The organism is Mycolicibacterium flavescens (assembly GCF_001722335.1).
GTDB lineage: Bacteria > Actinomycetota > Actinomycetes > Mycobacteriales > Mycobacteriaceae > Mycobacterium > Mycobacterium flavescens.
In genome coordinates this window covers 129,550-147,496 of sequence record NZ_MIHA01000008.1, presented here as the reverse complement: position 1 = coordinate 147,496, position 17,947 = coordinate 129,550, and the positions used below count along the sequence as shown (strand labels likewise).

The following is a 17,947-nucleotide window of genomic DNA, read 5'->3' as shown; positions in this document are numbered from 1 at the left end:
CGTGGTCGAATGGCTGCGTGGACGAGCCAGACACCCGACACCGCGTCATCGCATGGGGCACCGGCGCGGTCGGCACCGAACTGCTCACGGCGATCATCGACCACCGCCGTGACCTCGAGATCGTCGGTGCGCGGGTGTACTCCGCCGACAAGGCCGGCCGCGACGTCGGCGCCCTGGTGGGCCGGGGGCCGGTCGGAGTCACCGCCACCACCGACGTCGACGAGATCCTCGCCCTGGCCGCCGACTGCGTGCTCTACACCCCGCGCAACACCGACATCGACGAGGTGTGCGCGCTGCTGGCCTCCGGCAAGAACGTCGTCACCACCGCGTTCCTGTTCCACCCGAACCGCACGAACGCCGACGTGCGCGAGCGCCTGCTGCAGGCGTGCCGCACCGGAGACACCACTGTGCACGGCGCCGGGCTGAACCCGGGCAACCTCTCCGGAGTGCTGCCCCTGGCACTGTCGGGCATGAGCCGCACCATCGACAAGGTCACACTGCAGGAACGCGCGGACTGGACGGTCTACGACAGCACCTCGATCACGTTCGACAACATGGCGTTCGGGCGGCCGGTCGACGAGATCAGCCCGACCGGTACCGATTTCCTGGCCTTCAACAGCGCGATCTTCAGCGAGCAGGTCTGGTTGATCGCCGACGCGCTGCACGCCGGTGTCGACGAGGTGACCGCGACGGTGGAAGCCGTGCCCGCCGAGAACGACCACCAGATCTTCGACCGGCTGCTGCCGGCGGGAACGACTGCGGGCCAACGCTGGACATGGACCGGACGCCGTCACGGCGAAGCCCTCGTCGAGATCGAGACACTGTGGACCGTCGGCGGCGAATACCCGCGGCACTGGCCGAAACCGCGGCACGGATGGACGTTGACGATCGAAGGCGACCCCTCGATGCAGGCCCACTTCTTCTCGCTGGCCAGCTTCACCCGCGACGCCGACATGGCCGAACACGTCCGGTCGGCCAACGTGGCGACCGCGATGCAGGTCCTCAACGCCGTTCCGTCCGTCATCGCCGCGCCGGCCGGTTTCGCGACGATGGCCGACCTGCCGCTGATCCGCAGCCATACCGGATTCGGCAACCGCTGATCGGTCAATCCCCGATGTGATCGTCGAAAAGGGTGTTCCCGGTGCCTTTTTCGACAACCCGAGCCAGCAGATCGCGCAGCGTGCGCTGCTCGTCGGGAGTGAGGACTCCGAAGACGGCCTCGTGGGCCGCGATCGCGTCACCGACCACCGCGGCCGCGACGCGGCGTCCCTCGGCGGTGAGGTACGCCTTGAGGATCCGGGCGTGCTGCGGATCGGTCTTGCGCTCGACCAGGCCGCGCTGCTCGAGCGCCTTGAGCGCGAGTTGCACACCCTGGGGGGTGATCAGCATCCGGCGCGCCAGTTCCGCGCCGGACAGCCCCGGTTCGTTGGCCAGCTGGCGCAGCACCCCGATCTGGGCGGTGCTGACGCCGTGTTGGCTGACGGCATCGTTGACCGCGGTGAGCGCGAAGTACCAGGCCTGTTTGAGATGCCACAGGATGTTGTCGCCGAGCTCCATGCCGAGATCGTCAGCCATGTCCGGCGGTCCCGTCGTGCTTGTAGACGCGCCCGTCCTTCATCACGAACCGCACGTCCAGCGTGGTGGCGATGTCGCGTGACGGATCTCCGGGTACCGCGATGATGTCGGCGAGATAGCCGGGCGCGAGGCGGCCGAGTTCGTCGTCGGCCTCGATCAGCTCGGCGCTGACGACGGTCGCCGCGCGGATCGCCTGCATCGGCGTCATGCCCCGCTCGACCAGTGCGCACAGCTCTTTGGCGTTCTGCCCGTGCGGGATGGCCGGCGCGTCGGTGCCGCAGGCGATCCGCACCCCGGCCGCGATCGCCTTGGGCAGCATGGCCTGCGCCTGCGGGAACACCACCTCGGCCTTCTTGCGCAGTTCCGGTGCGATGCGGTCGATCGCCATCGCCTGGGTCAGGTAGGTGGTGGAGACCAGGAACGTGCCGGTGTCCGCCATCATCTGGATGGTGTCGTCACTGGCGAGGAAGCCGTGTTCGATGCAGTCGATGCCGGCGCGGATGCATGCGCGGATCGCGCTGTCCCCCACCGCGTGTGCGGCGACCCGGACCCCGGCGCGGTGGGCCTCGTCGGCGATCGCCTCGAATTCCTCGTCGGAGTACTGCTGCGCGCCGGGGGCGGTGCTGTGCGACATCACCCCGCCCGAGGCCGACACCTTGATCAGCTTGGCGCCGTGGCGAACCTGATATCGAACGCAGGCGCGGACGTCGTCGACGCCGTTGGCGATGCCCTCGGCCACCGACAGCGGCATCACCCCCGGCGCCAGCCGCTGGAACACCGTCGGATCCAGGTGCCCGCCGTACGGCGTCACCGCGTGGCCGGCCGGATAGATCCGCGGTCCGAGGTGCCAGCCCTGGTCGATGGCGCGCTGCAGGGCGACGTCGAGCAGGTATCCCCCCGTCTTGACCATCAGACCGAGGTTGCGCACGGTGGTGAACCCGGCCTCCAGCGTCGTCCTGGCGTTGACCGCGCCGCGCAGCGTGCGGTACGCCGGATCGTCCTGCACGCCGTGCATCGGGCTGGGCAGTCCCTCGGGTCCGCCCGGGCCGCCGATCAGGAAGTTGAGCTCCATGTCCATCAGGCCGGGCAGCAACGTGACGTCGCCGAGGTCGATCTCGGTGGCTGAATCCGGGGGCGGCTCAGCGGGATTGACCGCGACGATGCGGTTGTCCTCGACCACGACGACCGCCGGTGAGCGCACCTCACCGGCGTCGACGTCGGCCCACCGCGCGGCGCGCAGGACGGTGGTGGTCACGGGACGGGTTCTACGACGCAGTCCAGCTTCGTCGCACCCGTGTCGGGTACCTTCGGTTGCTTCCAGCATTCGACCGGAAACGACACCTGGATCATCGAATAGAGCAGATGCATGAGGTTGAGCACGTCCTCGGGCAGCTCGTCGAGGGAGAACTTGTCGCAGTAGGCGAGCGCCTCCTCGGCCCGCGCGGTGATCGCGTCGTAGAACGCCTGCATCTCCTGCATCGTGCTGCCCAGCCGCTTGGCGTACCGCTCGGCCTCGGTGCCCAGGCACCAGTCGGAGAACTGCTCGAGGTCGGCAAATTCGGGTGGTAGCTTGGCCTCTTCGCTGTGTGACACGGTCAGACTCCCTGCCCGACTTGCTGGTGCTTGCGCTGATAGTCCTCGACCCACGCGGCGGTCTCCTTGTGCAGGTGCCGGATCAGCACCTCCTGGTCGCACAGCAGGAACTCGTCGAGCACCTCGGACTCGATCATCGACTGGGTGGCCTCGAGCGTGTTGGCGTCCTGCAGGCCGTACTCCTTGAACGAGACCGCGGCCAGTTCCTGCGCGACGCGCTCGCGGGGCGTGCGCGGCTGCGGGAAGTAGGCCGCGCCCTCGAAGATGTGGGTGTTGTGCGAGGTCGGCCAGTAGTGGTAGGTGATGTACCACCCCTGCCCCCAGAACAGCAGGACGAAGTTCGGGAACAACTGAAACGAGTCCAGCCCCCACGGATCGCACTTGGCCGGGTTCAGGCCCGCGGGCATCTCCCCCAGATCCGGCTTGTCCCACGGCCCGAAAAGCCCGCTGCGACAGATGTCCTCGATGGGCTTGCGCATCTCGTCGGCCATCTCCCAGGCCCGCACCCCGGAGGTGCTCACCAACCGGTGCGGGCCCTCGATGCGGTAGTGCGGCGCCTCGAAGCCGGCCTCGGCGGCGGCCTTCGAGTACGCGGTCGGCGACTGGTTCGCATGCAGTACCGGCGCGTGGTAGAACTCCTGGAACGCGTCCATGTACAGCTTCCAGTTCGCCTTCACCTCGGAGCGGTAGACGAAGCGCGAGGTCATCTTGTCGAACGGGTACCCCTCGAGGTCCGTGATCATCGGCCCGAGGAATTCGCGCAGCGACTGCTCGGGCTCTTTGGCGAAGTTGACGAAGATGAACCCTTCCCAGACGTCGCAGTGCACCGGCACCAGGCCGTAGCGACTCTTGTCCAAGTTGAAGAACTCACCCTCCTGCTGCACGAACGTCAGGTTGCCGTCGAGGTCGTAGCGCCAGGCGTGGTACTTGCAGGTGAACTGGCGGCACACCCCGCTGGTCTCTTCGAGCGGCATGTCGTTCCACACCAACTTGTTGCCGCGGTGCCGACAGATGTTGTGGTAGGCCTTGATCCCGCCGGTGCTGATCCCCGAGTCGCTTCGCTCCTGCCCGCCGGTGCCGGTGCGGACCACGATGATCGAGGTGCCGACGACCTTGAGCTCTTTGGTGAAGTAGCTGCCCTTGCGCGGAACCTGTTCGACGCGACCGACATTCAGCCAGGCACGCTTGAAGATCGCTTTGCGTTCCTTCTCGTAGAACTCGGGGCTGATCGAGTCCTGGTAGGAAACCGGGTCAGTACCCAGTTCTGGGTAGTGCTCGGTCCAGCTTCCCTCTGGTGGTTTCGGAAATCGGGCCATGGGATTCTCCTGTCGACCATCCGGCGTCGAGCATGCCGGGGGGCTGCAGCGCCGACGGTATATGCTCCAAATCACAATCGCAAGTAGTTGATAATGGTCGGCGAGGCATCGACATCACCGACTTCTGCGCCAGGGCTGTCGGCCGGCAGAAATCACGACCTCGGTGCAGAAATCGGCGTGGGAAGGCGGGCATATGCGATCGGAAGAGTTGTTCATCGGTGGACAGTGGTCAAAACCGAGCACCGCAGAGCGCATCGAGGTCGTCTCCCCGCACACCGAACAGCCCGTGGCACAGGTCGCGGCGGCGGCGCCCGCCGACGTGGACGCCGCGGTCGCTGCCGCGCGGACGGCGTTCGACACCGGCCCCTGGCCGCGGCTGGAGCCCGCCGAACGGATCGCCGCCATCCGGCGGCTCGGGGCCCTCTATGACGGGCGCCGTGACCAGATGGCCCAGGTGATCACCTCCGAGATCGGCGCGCCGATCAGCTTCGCTGCGCGGGCGCAGGTCGGCCTGCCGGCGATGATGTTGACCGCCTTCTGCAATCTCGCGGAGTCCTACCCGTGGATCGAGGTGCGGCCGGGCATGTACGGCGCCGACGTCCACATCCGTCGGGAACCGGTGGGCGTCGTGGCCGCGATCGTGCCGTGGAACATGCCGCAGTTCCTGATCGCCACCAAGCTGGTCCCGGCGCTGCTGGCCGGCTGCACCGTGGTGCTCAAACCGGCGCCCGAGTCGCCGCTGAACGCGCTACTGCTGGCCGAGCTGATCGCCGAGTCCGACCTCCCTCCCGGCGTGGTCAGCGTGTTGCCCGGGGACGGCGCCGTGGGCGAGTACCTGGTGCGGCACCCCGGGGTCGACAAGGTCTCATTCACCGGGTCGACGGTCGCGGGCCGGGCGGTCGCCGCGGCGTGCGCGGCCGATCTCAAACGCGTCAGCCTCGAACTCGGCGGCAAGTCCGCCGCGATCGTGCTCGAAGACGCCGATCCGCAGGCGGTCGCCGCCGCCGTGCGGTCGGCCAGCCTGTCCAACAGTGGCCAGATCTGCAATGCGCTGACCCGAATCCTGGTGCCGGCCCGGCGGTCCGAGCCGTTCACCGATGCGCTGGCCGTCGAGCTGTCCGCACTGACCGTCGGTGATCCCGCCGACGCCGCCACCCAGGTCGGCCCCCTGGTCTCCCGCCGCCAGCAGGAGCGGGTACGCGGTTACATCGACACGGGCGAGGCCGAAGGGGCGCGCCTGGTGACCGGCGGCGCAACCATGCCCGACGGCGTCGACACGGGCTGGTATGTGCGGCCCACGCTGTTCGCCGACGCGACGAACTCGATGCGGATCGCCAGGGAGGAGATCTTCGGCCCGGTGCTGACGGTCATCCCCTACTCCGACGAGGACGAGGCGGTCGCCATCGCGAACGATTCCGACTACGGCCTGGCGGGATCGGTGTTCACCGCGCACCCCGAGCGCGGCTTGCGCGTCGCCGCCCGGATCCGCACCGGCACCTTCGGCGTCAACCAGGGCTACACGATGGACCCGTTCGCGCCGTTCGGCGGCGTCAAGGGCAGCGGGTACGGGCGCGAACTCGGCCGCGAGGGCATCGACGGCTACACCGACACCAAATCCATCTCGGTAGCCGCCCAGGGCTGAGGTTCTCCTGGCGAGCAGACGCAAAGTGACCCGAAAACGCCCGCGAATAGGACACTTTGCGTCTGCTCGCGGGGGAAACTAGGGCAGCTTGATCGCCGAGACGTACATGTCGACGATCGGCCGGTAGAGGTCGACGTCGTCGAGTTCACTGCCGAGCACGATCGCATCGCTGGTGGCGATCAGCACCTGCGCCAGCGTCACCGGCGAGATCAACAGCGTCCCGCCCAGCCGGTCGATGCCTTCGACGATGAACTTCGCCAGCGCCTCGACCACCTCGGACCGCTTGGCGGCCACACGCTCTCGCGCGTCGGGATTGCGCAGCAGATAGAGCGTGAACTCGTGACCGAGCGCGGCGTGTTCGGCGCCGCGATCCCGGCTCAGCTCGCGCCACCGCTGGGCGATCTCGTCGCGTTCCCGGGCCCCCACCTGTTTGGCCGCCGACATCAACTCGGCGAAGTTGTCGAAATAGCGGCGCCAGTACCGGTCGCTGACGGCCAGAAACAGCTCCTCCTTGGTGGAGAAGTGCTTGTAGATCGCCCCCTTGGTGTATCCGGCGGCATACGCGATGTCATCGAGAGTCGCTGCGGTGAACCCCTTTTCACCGAACACAGTCTCCGCGGCGTCCAGCAGCAGAGAACGTGTGTGCTCGAGTCGGCGCTCCCGCGTCCAACGCTCAACCATGACGAGAGTCTGCCACAAGATTCTGAGAAACCATTGAGTTCTCCAGATACTCGTCGGTATATTGAGCCGAATTCGTGCTGCCGATGCGCGAGCAAGGAGGCTGTCGTGAGCGAACTGTCGGACAAGCGGCCCCCGGTCACCGAGTCACTGAGCTCGGTCGGTCGACTCGAGGAGCCGGCCCCGCGGTCCTCACGACGGGTCAAGATCTGGGCCACCGCGGGCGGGATCATCCTGGTCTTCCAGATCTACGTGTGGATCCGGTGGATCACCGGCCCCTACTTCACTCCCGTCGATCCCGGGCCGACGGACCCGCCGACCTTCATGAAGGTCGCGCTGATGATGTGGCAGATCGGCTCGCCGGCGCTGTTCCCGGTCGCGATCTGGTGGTTCATCATCCGCCCGTGGCGGCGCGAGCGACGCATCACGCTCGACGGCATGATCATGGTGTCCACCGGGCTGTTCTTCTTCCAGGACCCGCTGCTCAACTACATCAACACCTGGTGCACGTACAACGCCTGGGCCTTCAACATGGGCTCCTGGGCCCCGCACGTCCCCGGCTGGATGTCGCCCGAGCGGCCTGGCGCCCAGGTCGCAGAACCGTTGGGCATCAACGTCTCCGGATACGCCTACGGAGTCCTGCTGTGCACGATCCTGGGCTGCTGGGTCATGCGTAAGGCCCAGACGCGCTGGCCCAACCTCGGCACCAAGGGCCTGATCGGCGTCGCGTTCGCCTGGGGCTTCGTTTTCGACTTCGTGATGGAGGGTCTGATCCTCATGCCGCTGGGGATGTACACCTTCCCCGGCGCGATCCAGGCGCTGTCGATCAACGCAGGCACCTACTACCAGTGGCCGATCTACGAGGGCCTCATGTGGGGCGGTGTCCAGGCCGCGCTGTGCTGCCTGCGCTTCTTCACCGACGACCGCGGCCGCACCGTGGTCGAGCGCGGATTGGACAATGTGCGTGGCGGTTTCGCCAAGCAGCAGTTCGTCCGCTTCCTGGCGATCTTCGCCGCGATCAGCGCGTCGTTCTTCACCTTCTACATCATTCCCGCGCAGTTCATGGCCACGCACGCCGACCCGTGGCCCGAGGATGTGCAGAAGCGTTCGTACTTCACGTCGGGTATCTGCGGCGACGGCACCGACCGGCCGTGCCCCGACCCGTCGCTGCCGATCCCGACCAGGCATTCGGGCTACGTCAACACCGACGGCGAGCTGGTGTTGCCCGACGGTGTGGAGATGCCGCCGGTCATCCCGCACGAGCGGAGCGAATAGTTGTCGACCAACAACCATGCGCCGACGGTCGAAACCCGTTCGACCGCACCGTTCTACCGCCCCGTGGGCGACGAGGCCGAGGTGTTCCGCGCGGCGGCCCGCCGCGGCCTGCCGGTGCTGCTGAAGGGGCCGACGGGCTGCGGTAAGACCCGCTTCGTCGAGGCGATGGCGCATGAACTCGATCGCGAGTTGATCACCGTGGCCGGTCATGAGGACATGACCTCGGCCGATCTGGTGGGCCGGTTCCTGCTCAAGGGCGGCGAGACGGTCTGGGTGGACGGGCCGCTGACGCGGGCGGTGCGTTCGGGCGCGATCTGCTATCTCGACGAGATCGTCGAGGCCAGGCAGGACACCACGGTCGTCATCCACCCGCTGGCCGACCACCGTCGCGAGCTTCCCGTCGACCGGCTCGGCACGACGGTGTCCGCGGCACCGGGCTTCCAGCTGGTGATCTCGTACAACCCGGGCTATCAGAGCGTGCTCAAGAACATCAAGGAGTCGACGCGTCAGCGGTTCGTGGCCATCGAACTCGACTTCCCACCCCCGGACGTCGAGACCGAGATCGTCGCGCATGAGGCCGGCGTCGACGCGGCGACCGCGCGGGCACTGGTGGCGGTCGGCAGCGCGATCCGCACCATCGACGGCTCACCGCTTCGCGAGGCCTCCTCCACCCGCATGCTGATCCTCGCGGGCGGTCTGGTCGCCGAGGGACTCGGGTTGCGCAGGGCGGTCCAGTCGGCGGTCGTCGAGGCGCTGACCGACGACCGCGATGTCATCCGCGCGCTCGGCGAACTCGTCGACGCCGTCCTGCCGGGGCCGTGACAGCCACGGATCTGCAAGGGCCCGAACGGTTCCGGCTGCTGGCCAGCTTCGCCGCCGGGCGGTCGGTGGAGGTGGCGGAAACGCCGGACGGACCGGCGCACACCAACGGTCGGACGATCTTCGTCAGCGCCGGCGGTGACACCGAACGGCAGCGGCGGGAGGTGTTGCTGCAGAGCGCGCTGCTCGCGGCGGGCAGCCTGGAACCGCAGCTGGTCAAGAGCCTGCGGGCGCGACCCGGCCTGGGCCGTCGGTACCTGGCCGTCGAGGGACGCCGCGCACTCGCGGACCTCGCCGACCGACTGCCCGCCGCGGCACCGCTGAGCGCCGCCGCGCCCCCGATCACCGCGACCGCCGACGAATCACTCGAAATCGCCCGCAGCCGCGCCAAGCTCGCGGACCCGCCGGACTGGTTCGGCGCGATCAGACCCACCCGGCTGCGCAACGCCCCGCCGGTGCCCGGCGAGCGGGCCGCCGACAAGGACCTGCGTCTGCGCTTCGACCGCGTCGACGCCGACGACGAGCAGGACGACGAGGGTGACGACGGGCCCGCCGAGGAGAGCAAGATCCTCAAGCTCTTCGACAACCCGCTGTTCAACTCCGAGGCGGTCGGCGACTTCCTGCGCAAGCTGCTGGGCGCCGACAGGTCCGCGGGCGGCAGCGGCACCGGCGGTGCGGAGATGCGGGTCGGCGCCGTGCGACGCGGTCGCGCCGCGGGTCCCGAGGCACGGCCGCTGCCGACGCGTATCCACTTCACCGGTGACGCCAAACCCGGTGCCGCCGTGGGCGTCGGCGGGGCGCTGCATGCCGAGTGGGACGTCCACCACAACCGGTACCGGCCCGACTGGTGCCGGGTCATCGACTATCCGTTGACCACGCACGCCGACGTGTCGGCCGGCGCCGTCACCCACGACGACGTGCTGCGCCGACGCCTGTCCCGCGTCGGTCTCGGCCCCAAGGTGCTGCGGCGTCGCGCCGACGGTGACGAACTCGACGTCGAGGCGCTCGTCGACCTGTCCGTCGATCTGCGGTGCGGATTCTCACCGCCGGAACACATCTACAACGAGCACCGCAAGATCGCCAGGAATCTCGGCGTGCTGATCCTGCTCGACGCGTCCGGTTCGGCGACCGATTCGGACCCGGCCGGCCTGGCGGTGCACGATCACCAGCGCCGCGCGGCAGCGACCCTGGCCGCCACGCTCGAACATCTCGGGGACCGGGTCGCGGTGTACGCGTTCCGTTCTCAGGGGCGCCACGCCGTGCACCTGCCGGCGATCAAGACGTTCGACCAGCGCTTCAACGCGCTCACCCGTGCCCGGCTCAACCAGCTCAAGCCGTCGAACTACACGCGCCTGGGCGCCGCCATCCGCGGGGCGGGCGAGATCCTCAAGGCCGAGGCGGGCACCCCGAACCGGCTGCTGGTCGTGCTCTCCGACGGTCACCCGTACGACGACGGCTATGAAGGCCGGTACGCCGAGGCCGACGCGCACCGCGCGCTCGACGAGCTGCGCATGGACGGCGTTGGGTGCCTGTGCCTTTCGCTCGGCACCACGGGCGGGACGGAGGCGCTCGAGCGGGTCTTCGGCGCCGCAGGCCACGCCAGCGCAGCGACGCTCGCCGAGCTGAGCCCCCGGATGGATGAGCTGTTCATGGCGCCGCTGCGCGAACTCGCCGCCCCGAAACCAGTGCCGAGCAGACGCGAAATGCCCTGAAAACCCGCGAAAGTGAGGCAGTTTGTGTCTGCTCGCGCCAGGATTCTCAGCGCGCGGGCAGGCCGAGCACCCGCTGCGCGATGATGTTGCGCTGGATCTCCGAGGCACCGCCCGAAATGGTTCCGGCGTAACTGCTGATATAGCGGGTGAACCAGTCGGCGGTGAAAAGCTCTGGGCTGTAGGGGTTGTACGGCGCCGTCAGCGTCGGGCTGCGCAGCCCCTCGGCACCCGCGGCATCGAGCGCGTAGCCCAGCGCCCGCTGCTCGGCCTCCGAACCGAACAGCTTGAGCACCGAGACACCCGGGATGTCGCGCTCGCCGCGCGCGGCCTGGCCCAGCGCCGCGGATCCGAGAAGCCGCAACGCCTGGTAGTCCATCGCGGCCGTCGCGTAGCGGTCCTTGTCCACCGCCGCGGCCGGGACGAAGTCCTGCAGCAGTTGCTCCAACCGGTTGGCGAACGCCATCCACATCATCGTGCGCTCGTGGCCGAGCGAGCCGTTGGCCACCCGCCACCCGCCGTTGAGTGGGCCGACCAGGTTCTCGGCGGGCACCCGGACGTCGGTGAAGAAGACCTCGTTGAAGTCGAGGTGGTCGCGGTCATACACCGACGCGAACGGCCGGCGCACCAGGCCCGGGCTGTCGGTCGGGATCAGCAGCGCGCTGATCCCCTTGTGTTTGGGCGCATCCGGGTCGGTGCGGACGAACGTGAGGATGACGTCGGCGTCGTGAGCGCCCGACGTCCACACCTTCTGCCCGTTGACCACGAACCCGTCGCCCTCGCGCACCGCGCGGGTGCTCAGACCGGCCAGGTCGGAACCGGCGCCCGGTTCGCTCATGCCCAGCGACGCGGTCATGTCGGCGCGCAGGATCGGCACCGCCCAGCGCTGCTTCTGCTCGTCGCTGCCGAAGGACAGCAGCGACGCCGCGATGATGCCGACACCCTGCGGGTTGAAGGCGTGGTAGATCCGCCGCCGCGCGAGCTCCTCGCGGTGCACGAACTGCTCGAGGATCCCGGCGTTGCGGCCGCCGAACTCGGGCGGATTGCCCGGTAGCAGCCAGCCGTGATCGAACTGCAGTCGCTGCCAACGGCGGGCCCACTGCGGTACGTGCGACGTCGACCGCGACTGCTCTGCTGCGGCTTCCACCTCGGGCGGCAGGTTCGCGTCCAGGAACCGGACGAACTCCGCGCGGAAGTCTTCGACGTCGTCATCGAACGTGAGCTGCACGAACCCAACGTATCAAGTACTTAACATTTGCGTCCCGGTGCGCTATGAAGAACTGGATGATCGGAGCAGAGAAGATCCTCGTGACCGGCGCGACCGGCAAGATCGGCTTCCCGATCGCACGGGCGTCACCTACTGCTTCCGCGACGACGACCCGGTCGCCGTCGCCGAGCGGCTTCGGCCGCGCCTGAAGGACCGGTGGCGCGAGCACGGTGTCGAACCGCTGCTGGCCGCGCCCTTTCACCCTGGTCGGCCCCACCGGTGGGGCCGACATGATCCGTGAGCGGAGGATCTGAATGCGCATCGGGTTGATGGTCGGTTCCGATCGGGAGCGCGCCCGCGCGGACCGGCTGGCTGGTCTGCTCGACGACGGAAAGACCGCCGAACGGCAGGGTTTCGCGTCGTTCTGGATGCCGCAGGTACCCGGTTATCTGGACGCCATGACCGCGGTGGCGCTGCTCGGCGGCGCCACCGAGCGCATCGAACTCGGCACGGCGGTGGTGCCGATCCAGACCCGCCATCCGCTCATCATGGCCCAGCAGGCGCTGACCACCCAGGCCGCCTGCGACGGGCGCTTCACCCTCGGCATCGGCCCGTCGCACCACTGGATCATCGCCGACCAGCTCGGCCTGGACTACACCCGGCCGGCCAGTCTGGTGCGTGACTATCTCGACGTGCTCAACGCGGCGTTCAGCGGGCCCGGCGCGGTCGCGGTCGACAACGGCAGCTACCGCGTGAACGCTGCCGTCGACGTGGTCGACGCCGGGGCCATGCCGGTGCTGATCGCCGCGCTCGGCCCCACGATGCTGCGGACCGCCGGGCAACGCGCCGGGGGCACCATCCTGTGGATGGCCGACGAACGCGCGATCGGTGACTACGTCGTGCCCACCATCACCGCGGCCGCCGAGGACGCCGGACGCAGCGGTGTGCGGATCGTCGCCGGGGTCCCGGTGGCCCTGTGCAGCGACGACGAAGTCGACGACGCCCGCGGCTACGCCAGTGAAGTGCTCGGCCACGCCGACTTCTCCCCCAACTATGTGCGTCTGCTCGAGCACGGCGACGCCGACGATGTCGGCGACACCATGGCCGCGGGCGACGAGGCGGCTGTGCTGGCCCGGCTGCGCCGCTACCGCGACGCGGGCGTCACCGACCTGGCACTGCGGGTGGTGGGGCTCGGAGCGGACCCGGCGCAACGTCACGCGTCGCGCAGTCGCACCCAGGAGTTCGTCGCGTCACTGGCAGCGGAATTCGACTCCACCACATAGGTTCGGCATGCCTTACGCGCCGAGCATGACCAGTCCGCCGTCGACGGCCACGAGCTGTCCGGTCATGAAATGCGAACCCTCGCTGCAGAAGAACACCAGTGCGGGGCCGAGGTCGCGAGCCGGGTCACCGAGCGTGCCGCCGAGCGGGATCGACGACTTCATCTGTTCGTCGAGCAGTTCGGCGGCCGGCCCGAGAAACTCCCGGAGCCGGTCGGCGCCGGGTGTCTGCACCGCGGGCGCCAACGCGATCACCGTGACGTTCTCACCCGCCCAGGTTCGGGCCGCCGAGCGGGTCCACGCAGCGACCGCACCCTTGGTCGCTGCGTAGACCGCCGAGATCGGGCTGCCCATCACCGCTTCGGCCGAACCGAAGTTGATGATCCGGCCGCCGCCGTCGGCACGCATCACCGAATAGGCGGCCTGGTTGGTGAAGATCGTGGCCTTGACGTTGGTGTCGAGCAGCAGGTCGATCTCGTCGTCGGTGATCTGGCCCGGGATCCCCGGCTGCCACAGCCCGGCCGCGTTGAGCAACACGTCGAGCCCGCCGAGTTTGTCTGCCGCCGCGCGCACCGTCCGGTCGACTGTCGCGGCGTCGCGCACGTCGCACTGCATCCACGTGACACCGGCGACGTCGGGCGGAGCTGTGCGGTGGTACGTCGCGGCCACCCGCGCGCCCGCCCCGGTCAGAACGTCGACCGCCGCCGCCCCGATACCCGTCGCGCCACCCGTCACCAGGATGCGCCGACCCTCCAGTGTTCCCGCCACCCCTAGATAGTTAGACAAACGTCAACTATTTGCAAGAGCCAGTTACGCTGTTACAGTGCGCTTGTGCCGCGGACCGACCGAGAAGCACCCGCTGACGGTAGTCAGCGCAGAGCTTCTTACCAGCGCGCGCGCTCGCACGAGACCAAGCGCGCGCTCGTGCAGTCCGCGATGGCGCTGTGGCGCACCGGCGGGTACGCGAAGACGACGGTCGCCGACATCTGCCGCGCGGCCGGGGTCTCCAGAGGTCTGTTCTACTTCTACTTCCCCACCAAGGAGGACATCCTCTTCGAGGTCGGCCTGCTGTCGACCCGGGCGGCGCAGCAGAAGGTCGCCGCGCTGCTGCGCGGCGACTACGACGTCGAGGCCGTCATCGGCGAGGCGCTGCGCAGCCTCGAACGGTCGATGGCCCGCAACCCCCGCGATTTGATCGTCGAGACGATCCTCGAGGGTTACCGACACGAACACCGGATCCTCGCCGGCGAAGCACCCGACGACACCACCGACGCCGACATGTTCGGTGAACTGTTCGCCCGCGCGCAGCAGGACGGGAAGATCGGTGCACACGTCGACGTGCAGCACCTGTCCCAACTCGCGGGCATGCATGTCAGCGAGGGTGTCCGGCATTGGGCCGGAGGCAGTTTCGGGAAGCGGCCATTCGCTGAGGTCGTCACCGAGGACATCGCCGCGCTGATCGCCGGGTTCAATCTGCGCGCCGGGCACGTCGAGACCGCATAGACCACAAATCAGTTAGCGAAAGGAGACCACGATGGCGTGGGATTTCGAGACCGACCCCGAGTACCAGAAACTTCTGGACTGGGCCGACGAGTTCGTCCGCGAGGAGATCGAACCCCTGGACCTGGTCTTCCCCGACCAGCAGTATGTGCCCCTGGACGCCAGGCGGCGCAGCGTGATCGACCCCCTCAAGGAGGAGGTCCGCCGCCGAGGGCTGTGGGCCACGCACCTGGGTTCCGATCTCGGCGGCCAGGGCTACGGTCAACTCAAACTCGCACTGCTCAACGAGATCCTCGGCCGCTCGCAGTGGGCGCCGATCGTGTTCGGTTGCCAGGCCCCGGACACCGGTAACGCCGAGATCCTCGCCCACTACGGCAGCGAGGCACAGAAGCAGCGGTACCTGCGTCCGCTTCTGGACGGAGAGCTGTTCTCGTGCTACTCGATGACCGAGCCGCACGCCGGTGCCGATCCCACTCTGTTCACCACGCGGGCCGTGCGCGACGGCGACGACTGGGTGATCAACGGTCAGAAGTTCTTCTCCTCCAACGCCGCAACGGCGTCGTTCCTGATCGTCATGGTGGTGACCAATCCCGATGTCAGTGCCTATCAGGGGATGTCGATGTTTCTGGTCCCAACGGACACGCCGGGGGTCAAGATCGTCCGCAACGTGGGTCTGCACGGTGAGCCCGACGGCGAGGGTTCGCATGCGCTGATCCACTACGACAACGTGCGGGTGCCCAACGAGGCGCTGCTCGGCGGTGAAGGCCAGGCGTTCGCCATCGCCCAGACCCGCCTCGGCGGTGGCCGGATCCACCATGCGATGCGCACGATCGGGTTGTCCCGCAAGGCACTGGACATGATGTGCGAGCGGGCGCTCAGCCGCGAGACCCAGGGCAGCCGCCTGTCGGACAAGCAGTTCGTGCAGGGCTACATCGCCGATTCGTACGCGCAGTTGCTGCAGTTCCGGCTGATGGTGCTCTACACCGCGTGGGAGATCGACAAGTACAACGACTACAAGAAGGTGCGCAAGGACATCGCCGCGGTCAAGGTGGTGATGCCCACGGTGCTGCACGACATCGCCTGGCGGGCAATGCAGGTGCACGGGGCGCTCGGCGTCACCAACGAGATGCCGTTCCTCGGCATGGTCACCGGCGCTGCGGTGATGGGGCTGGCCGACGGTCCGACCGAGGTGCACAAGGTCACCGTCGCCAAACAAGTGCTGCGCGACTACCAACCCAACCCCGACACGTGGCCCAGCGAATGGATACCGGCCAAGCGGGAGCAGGCCCGCGCGAAGTTCGCCGACTATCTCGAGAACGAGGTGGGCAACCTGTGACCGCACTCGATACCGCGCGCCTGACGGACTGGATGGATGCGGCGTCGCTGCCCGGCCGGGGCGAGCCGCTGCACACCCGGTTCCTCTCTGGCGGAACCCAGAACGTGATCTACGAACTGCGCCGCGGTGAGCACCGCTGCGTATTGCGCATGCCCCCGCCCGGCGCGCCCGCCGACCGGGACAAGGGCATCCTGCGCGAGTGGCGCATCATCGAGGCGCTCGACGGTACCGACGTCCCGCATACCGAAGCTGTCGCCGTGTGCGCGGACGCATCGGTACTCGGGCGGCCGTTCTACCTGATGGGTTTCGTCGACGGATGGTCGCCGATGGAGCTGACCGACCGGAAGTGGCCCGAACCGTTCGGTTCCGATCCCGCGGCCCGCGGCGGGCTGTCCTACCAGCTGGCCGAGGGCATCGCGCTGCTGTCGCAGGTGGATTGGAAGGCCAAGGGGCTGCACGACCTCGGCCGTCCCGACGGCTTCCACGAACGCCAGGTCGACCGTTGGACCGCGTTCTTCGAACGCATCAAGGGCCGCGAGATCGACGGCCTGGACACCGCGACCGAGTGGCTGCGGGCGCGGCGGCCGCTGGATTTCATCCCCGGCCTGATGCACGGTGACTACCAGTTCGCGAATGTGATGTACCGGCACGGTGCGCCGGCCCAGTTGGCGGCGATCGTCGACTGGGAGATGGGCACTGTCGGCGACCCGAAGCTCGACCTGGGCTGGATGGTGCAGAGCTGGCCGGAGAACACCGATGCGCCAAGCGAATCGGAGATGAGCTACGTGGACATGCGCGGGATGCCGTCGCGCGACGAGGTGGTCGCGCACTACGCGGCGGTGTCGGGACGTCAGGTCGACGACCTGGACTACTACCTGGTGCTGGCCAAGTGGAAGCTGGCCATCGTGCTCGAACAGGGATACCAGCGCGCCGGTGACGACGAGAAGCTGCTGGCCTACGGGCCGATCATCGTCGAACTGATGCGCTCGGCCGCCGACCTCGCCGAATCCAGCGACTACCGCTGATGCGCGCGGCCGTCTGCCCGGCCTACGGGCCGCCGGAGGTGATCCGCATCGAGGACCGGCCGACGCCGTCCGTCGGACCCGGGCAGGTGCGGGTGCGGGTGGCCGCCGCGGCAGTCAACTTCCCCGATGTCCTGCTGATGGCCGATGCGTACCAGATCAGTGTGCCGCCGCCGTTCGTGCCGGGCAGCGAGTTCGCCGGCGAGGTCGTGGAACTCGGCGACGGATGTGAGGGAGTCGCGGTCGGCGACCGGGTCACCGGTGCGGGGCTGTGCGGCGCGTTCGCCGAGCAGGTCGTCGTCCCGGGCGACACCCTCGCCCGCATCCCCGAGGGTGTCGACGACCGGAGCGCCGCGGTGTTCGGCGTCGCGTACCGCACCGCGTATCACACGCTGCGGTCGATGGCGCGGATCCGCGGCGGTGACGAGCTCGTGGTGTTGGGTGCCGGCGGCGGTGTGGGGCTGGCCGCGGTCCAGCTCGGCGTCGTTCTCGGCGCCAGGGTGACCGCGGTGGCGTCGTCGCACGAAAAGCTCTCCGCTGCAGAAAGTTACGGTGCCAGCCGGATGATCAATCACCGCGAGGTTGCGCTGCGCGATGCGCTGCGGGCCGCGGTCCCCGACGGTGCGCACGCCGTCGTCGACCCGGTCGGCGGTGAGCTGTCCGAACCTGCGCTGCGGTCGCTGCGCCGCGGCGGGCGGTTTGTCACCGTCGGTTTCGCGTCGGGCACGATCCCGCGTATCCCGCTGAACCTCGTCCTCGTCAAGGGTGTCCACGTGTTGGGCTTCCACTTTCAGGATGTGCCCCCGGACGAGTTCGCCCGCAATGAGTCGGAGTTACGCGGTCACCTGGTCGACGGGCGGGTCGGCCCGCACATCGGCGCGGTCTACCCGTTCGCCGAGACCGCGCGCGCCCTGCGCCATGTCGCGGACGGCCGGGCGGTCGGCAAGGTGCTCATCGACCTCACCTCATAGGCGCGAGCAGACGCAAATTGCCCT

18 protein-coding genes are annotated in these 17,947 nt (G+C 68.5%); 10 read left to right on the top strand and 8 right to left on the bottom strand.

The genetic code is table 11. The features are described from left to right. Positions 1 to 80 precede the first annotated feature (80 nt). Positions 81 to 1,100: an NAD(P)H-dependent amine dehydrogenase family protein gene (locus tag BHQ18_RS13105; protein ID WP_234794169.1), complete on the top strand. Its 1,020-nt coding sequence runs from the start codon at positions 81 to 83 to the stop codon at positions 1,098 to 1,100. A 4-nt stretch (positions 1,101 to 1,104) separates the two neighbouring features. Here the strand turns inward: BHQ18_RS13105 and BHQ18_RS13100 are convergent, their stop codons facing one another. The 4 genes from BHQ18_RS13100 to BHQ18_RS13085 are packed head-to-tail and all read right to left on the bottom strand — an operon-like array spanning position 1,105 to position 4,484. Further along, positions 1,105 to 1,557 carry a MarR family winged helix-turn-helix transcriptional regulator gene (locus tag BHQ18_RS13100; RefSeq protein WP_069414153.1) on the bottom strand — a complete coding sequence of 151 codons (453 nt, stop codon included), beginning with the start codon at positions 1,555 to 1,557 and terminating at the stop codon, positions 1,105 to 1,107. 10 nt (positions 1,558 to 1,567) lie between these two features. Further along, positions 1,568 to 2,830: a metal-dependent hydrolase family protein gene (locus BHQ18_RS13095; RefSeq protein ID WP_069414045.1), complete on the bottom strand. Its 1,263-nt coding sequence runs from the start codon at positions 2,828 to 2,830 to the stop codon at positions 1,568 to 1,570. After that, on the bottom strand, positions 2,827 to 3,168 hold the full coding sequence (locus BHQ18_RS13090; RefSeq protein ID WP_372516677.1) for a hypothetical protein: 342 nt from the start codon (positions 3,166 to 3,168) through the stop codon (positions 2,827 to 2,829). Before BHQ18_RS13090 ends, BHQ18_RS13095 begins: the two co-directional genes overlap by 4 nt. Positions 3,169 to 3,170: 2 nt before the next feature. Then, entirely contained in the window at positions 3,171 to 4,484 is a 1,314-nt protein-coding gene (locus BHQ18_RS13085) for an aromatic ring-hydroxylating oxygenase subunit alpha (RefSeq protein WP_069414044.1), read from the bottom strand. 193 nt (positions 4,485 to 4,677) lie between these two features. Between BHQ18_RS13085 and BHQ18_RS13080 the strand changes: the two genes are divergently transcribed. Beyond that, positions 4,678 to 6,126, top strand: coding sequence for an aldehyde dehydrogenase (locus tag BHQ18_RS13080; RefSeq protein WP_069414043.1), 1,449 nt, complete (start codon positions 4,678 to 4,680; stop codon positions 6,124 to 6,126). A gap of 78 nt (positions 6,127 to 6,204) precedes the next feature. Here BHQ18_RS13080 and BHQ18_RS13075 read toward each other — a convergent pair whose 3' ends face one another. Further along, positions 6,205 to 6,807 carry a TetR/AcrR family transcriptional regulator gene (locus tag BHQ18_RS13075; RefSeq protein ID WP_069414042.1) on the bottom strand — a complete coding sequence of 201 codons (603 nt, stop codon included), beginning with the start codon at positions 6,805 to 6,807 and terminating at the stop codon, positions 6,205 to 6,207. Positions 6,808 to 6,912: 105 nt separating this feature from the next. Here BHQ18_RS13075 and BHQ18_RS13070 point away from each other — a divergent pair, with 105 nt between their 5' ends. The 3 genes from BHQ18_RS13070 to BHQ18_RS13060 are packed head-to-tail and all read left to right on the top strand — an operon-like array spanning position 6,913 to position 10,610. Beyond that, the gene (locus BHQ18_RS13070; RefSeq protein ID WP_069414041.1) at positions 6,913 to 8,079 is read left to right on the top strand and encodes a spirocyclase AveC family protein; all 1,167 of its coding nucleotides are present in this window, start codon (positions 6,913 to 6,915) and stop codon (positions 8,077 to 8,079) included. Continuing rightward, positions 8,080 to 8,901, top strand: a complete 822-nt coding sequence (locus BHQ18_RS13065; RefSeq protein WP_069414040.1) for a CbbQ/NirQ/NorQ/GpvN family protein — start codon at positions 8,080 to 8,082, stop codon at positions 8,899 to 8,901. Next, the gene (locus tag BHQ18_RS13060; RefSeq protein ID WP_069414039.1) at positions 8,898 to 10,610 is read left to right on the top strand and encodes a nitric oxide reductase activation protein NorD; all 1,713 of its coding nucleotides are present in this window, start codon (positions 8,898 to 8,900) and stop codon (positions 10,608 to 10,610) included. The genes BHQ18_RS13065 and BHQ18_RS13060 overlap by 4 nt, the downstream gene beginning before the upstream one ends. Before the next feature lie 46 nt (positions 10,611 to 10,656). Here BHQ18_RS13060 and BHQ18_RS13055 read toward each other — a convergent pair whose 3' ends face one another. Beyond that, entirely contained in the window at positions 10,657 to 11,835 is a 1,179-nt protein-coding gene (locus BHQ18_RS13055) for an acyl-CoA dehydrogenase family protein (protein WP_069414038.1), read from the bottom strand. Beyond that, positions 11,816 to 12,136 (bottom strand): hypothetical protein, encoded by a 321-nt coding sequence (locus tag BHQ18_RS30105; RefSeq protein ID WP_165614558.1) that lies wholly within the window; start codon positions 12,134 to 12,136, stop codon positions 11,816 to 11,818. Before BHQ18_RS30105 ends, BHQ18_RS13055 begins: the two co-directional genes overlap by 20 nt. On the opposite strand from BHQ18_RS30105, the gene BHQ18_RS13050 reads away from it, so the two are divergent. Then, complete coding sequence (locus tag BHQ18_RS13050) at positions 12,129 to 13,097, top strand: TIGR03564 family F420-dependent LLM class oxidoreductase (RefSeq protein WP_069414037.1); 969 nt, start codon at positions 12,129 to 12,131, stop codon at positions 13,095 to 13,097. The two genes, BHQ18_RS30105 and BHQ18_RS13050, sit on opposite strands and share 8 nt — an antisense overlap. A 12-nt stretch (positions 13,098 to 13,109) precedes the next feature. Here the strand turns inward: BHQ18_RS13050 and BHQ18_RS13045 are convergent, their stop codons facing one another. After that, positions 13,110 to 13,862, bottom strand: a complete 753-nt coding sequence (locus BHQ18_RS13045) for an SDR family NAD(P)-dependent oxidoreductase (protein ID WP_069414036.1) — start codon at positions 13,860 to 13,862, stop codon at positions 13,110 to 13,112. A gap of 63 nt (positions 13,863 to 13,925) precedes the next feature. On the opposite strand from BHQ18_RS13045, the gene BHQ18_RS13040 reads away from it, so the two are divergent. Genes BHQ18_RS13040 through BHQ18_RS13025 form a run of 4 tightly spaced genes read left to right on the top strand, consistent with a single transcriptional unit; the run spans position 13,926 to position 17,923 of the window. Beyond that, complete coding sequence (locus BHQ18_RS13040; RefSeq protein ID WP_205866091.1) at positions 13,926 to 14,597, top strand: TetR/AcrR family transcriptional regulator; 672 nt, start codon at positions 13,926 to 13,928, stop codon at positions 14,595 to 14,597. Between the two features lie 31 nt (positions 14,598 to 14,628). Next, a complete protein-coding gene (locus tag BHQ18_RS13035; RefSeq protein ID WP_069414034.1) occupies positions 14,629 to 15,930 on the top strand; it encodes an acyl-CoA dehydrogenase family protein in 1,302 nt (433 codons plus the stop codon). 32 nt (positions 15,931 to 15,962) lie between these two features. Further along, positions 15,963 to 16,955, top strand: a complete 993-nt coding sequence (locus tag BHQ18_RS13030) for a phosphotransferase family protein (protein WP_069414152.1) — start codon at positions 15,963 to 15,965, stop codon at positions 16,953 to 16,955. After that, complete coding sequence (locus tag BHQ18_RS13025; protein ID WP_069414033.1) at positions 16,955 to 17,923, top strand: NADPH:quinone oxidoreductase family protein; 969 nt, start codon at positions 16,955 to 16,957, stop codon at positions 17,921 to 17,923. Before BHQ18_RS13030 ends, BHQ18_RS13025 begins: the two co-directional genes overlap by 1 nt. Positions 17,924 to 17,947 lie beyond the last annotated feature (24 nt).

Excerpts from the sequence above, each read along its gene's own strand:
- BHQ18_RS13025 (WP_069414033.1), top strand. The coding sequence starts at position 16,955 with ATGCGCGCGGCCGTCTGCCCGGCCTACGGGCCGCCGGAGGTGATCCGC.
- BHQ18_RS13075 (WP_069414042.1), bottom strand. The coding sequence starts at position 6,807 with ATGGTTGAGCGTTGGACGCGGGAGCGCCGACTCGAGCACACACGTTCT.
- BHQ18_RS13085 (WP_069414044.1), bottom strand. The coding sequence starts at position 4,484 with ATGGCCCGATTTCCGAAACCACCAGAGGGAAGCTGGACCGAGCACTAC.
- BHQ18_RS13080 (WP_069414043.1), top strand. The coding sequence starts at position 4,678 with ATGCGATCGGAAGAGTTGTTCATCGGTGGACAGTGGTCAAAACCGAGC.
- BHQ18_RS13100 (WP_069414153.1), bottom strand. The coding sequence starts at position 1,557 with ATGGAGCTCGGCGACAACATCCTGTGGCATCTCAAACAGGCCTGGTAC.
- BHQ18_RS30105 (WP_165614558.1), bottom strand. The coding sequence starts at position 12,136 with ATGCGCATTCAGATCCTCCGCTCACGGATCATGTCGGCCCCACCGGTG.
- BHQ18_RS13050 (WP_069414037.1), top strand. The coding sequence starts at position 12,129 with ATGCGCATCGGGTTGATGGTCGGTTCCGATCGGGAGCGCGCCCGCGCG.
- BHQ18_RS13030 (WP_069414152.1), top strand. The coding sequence starts at position 15,963 with ATGGATGCGGCGTCGCTGCCCGGCCGGGGCGAGCCGCTGCACACCCGG.
- BHQ18_RS13035 (WP_069414034.1), top strand. The coding sequence starts at position 14,629 with ATGGCGTGGGATTTCGAGACCGACCCCGAGTACCAGAAACTTCTGGAC.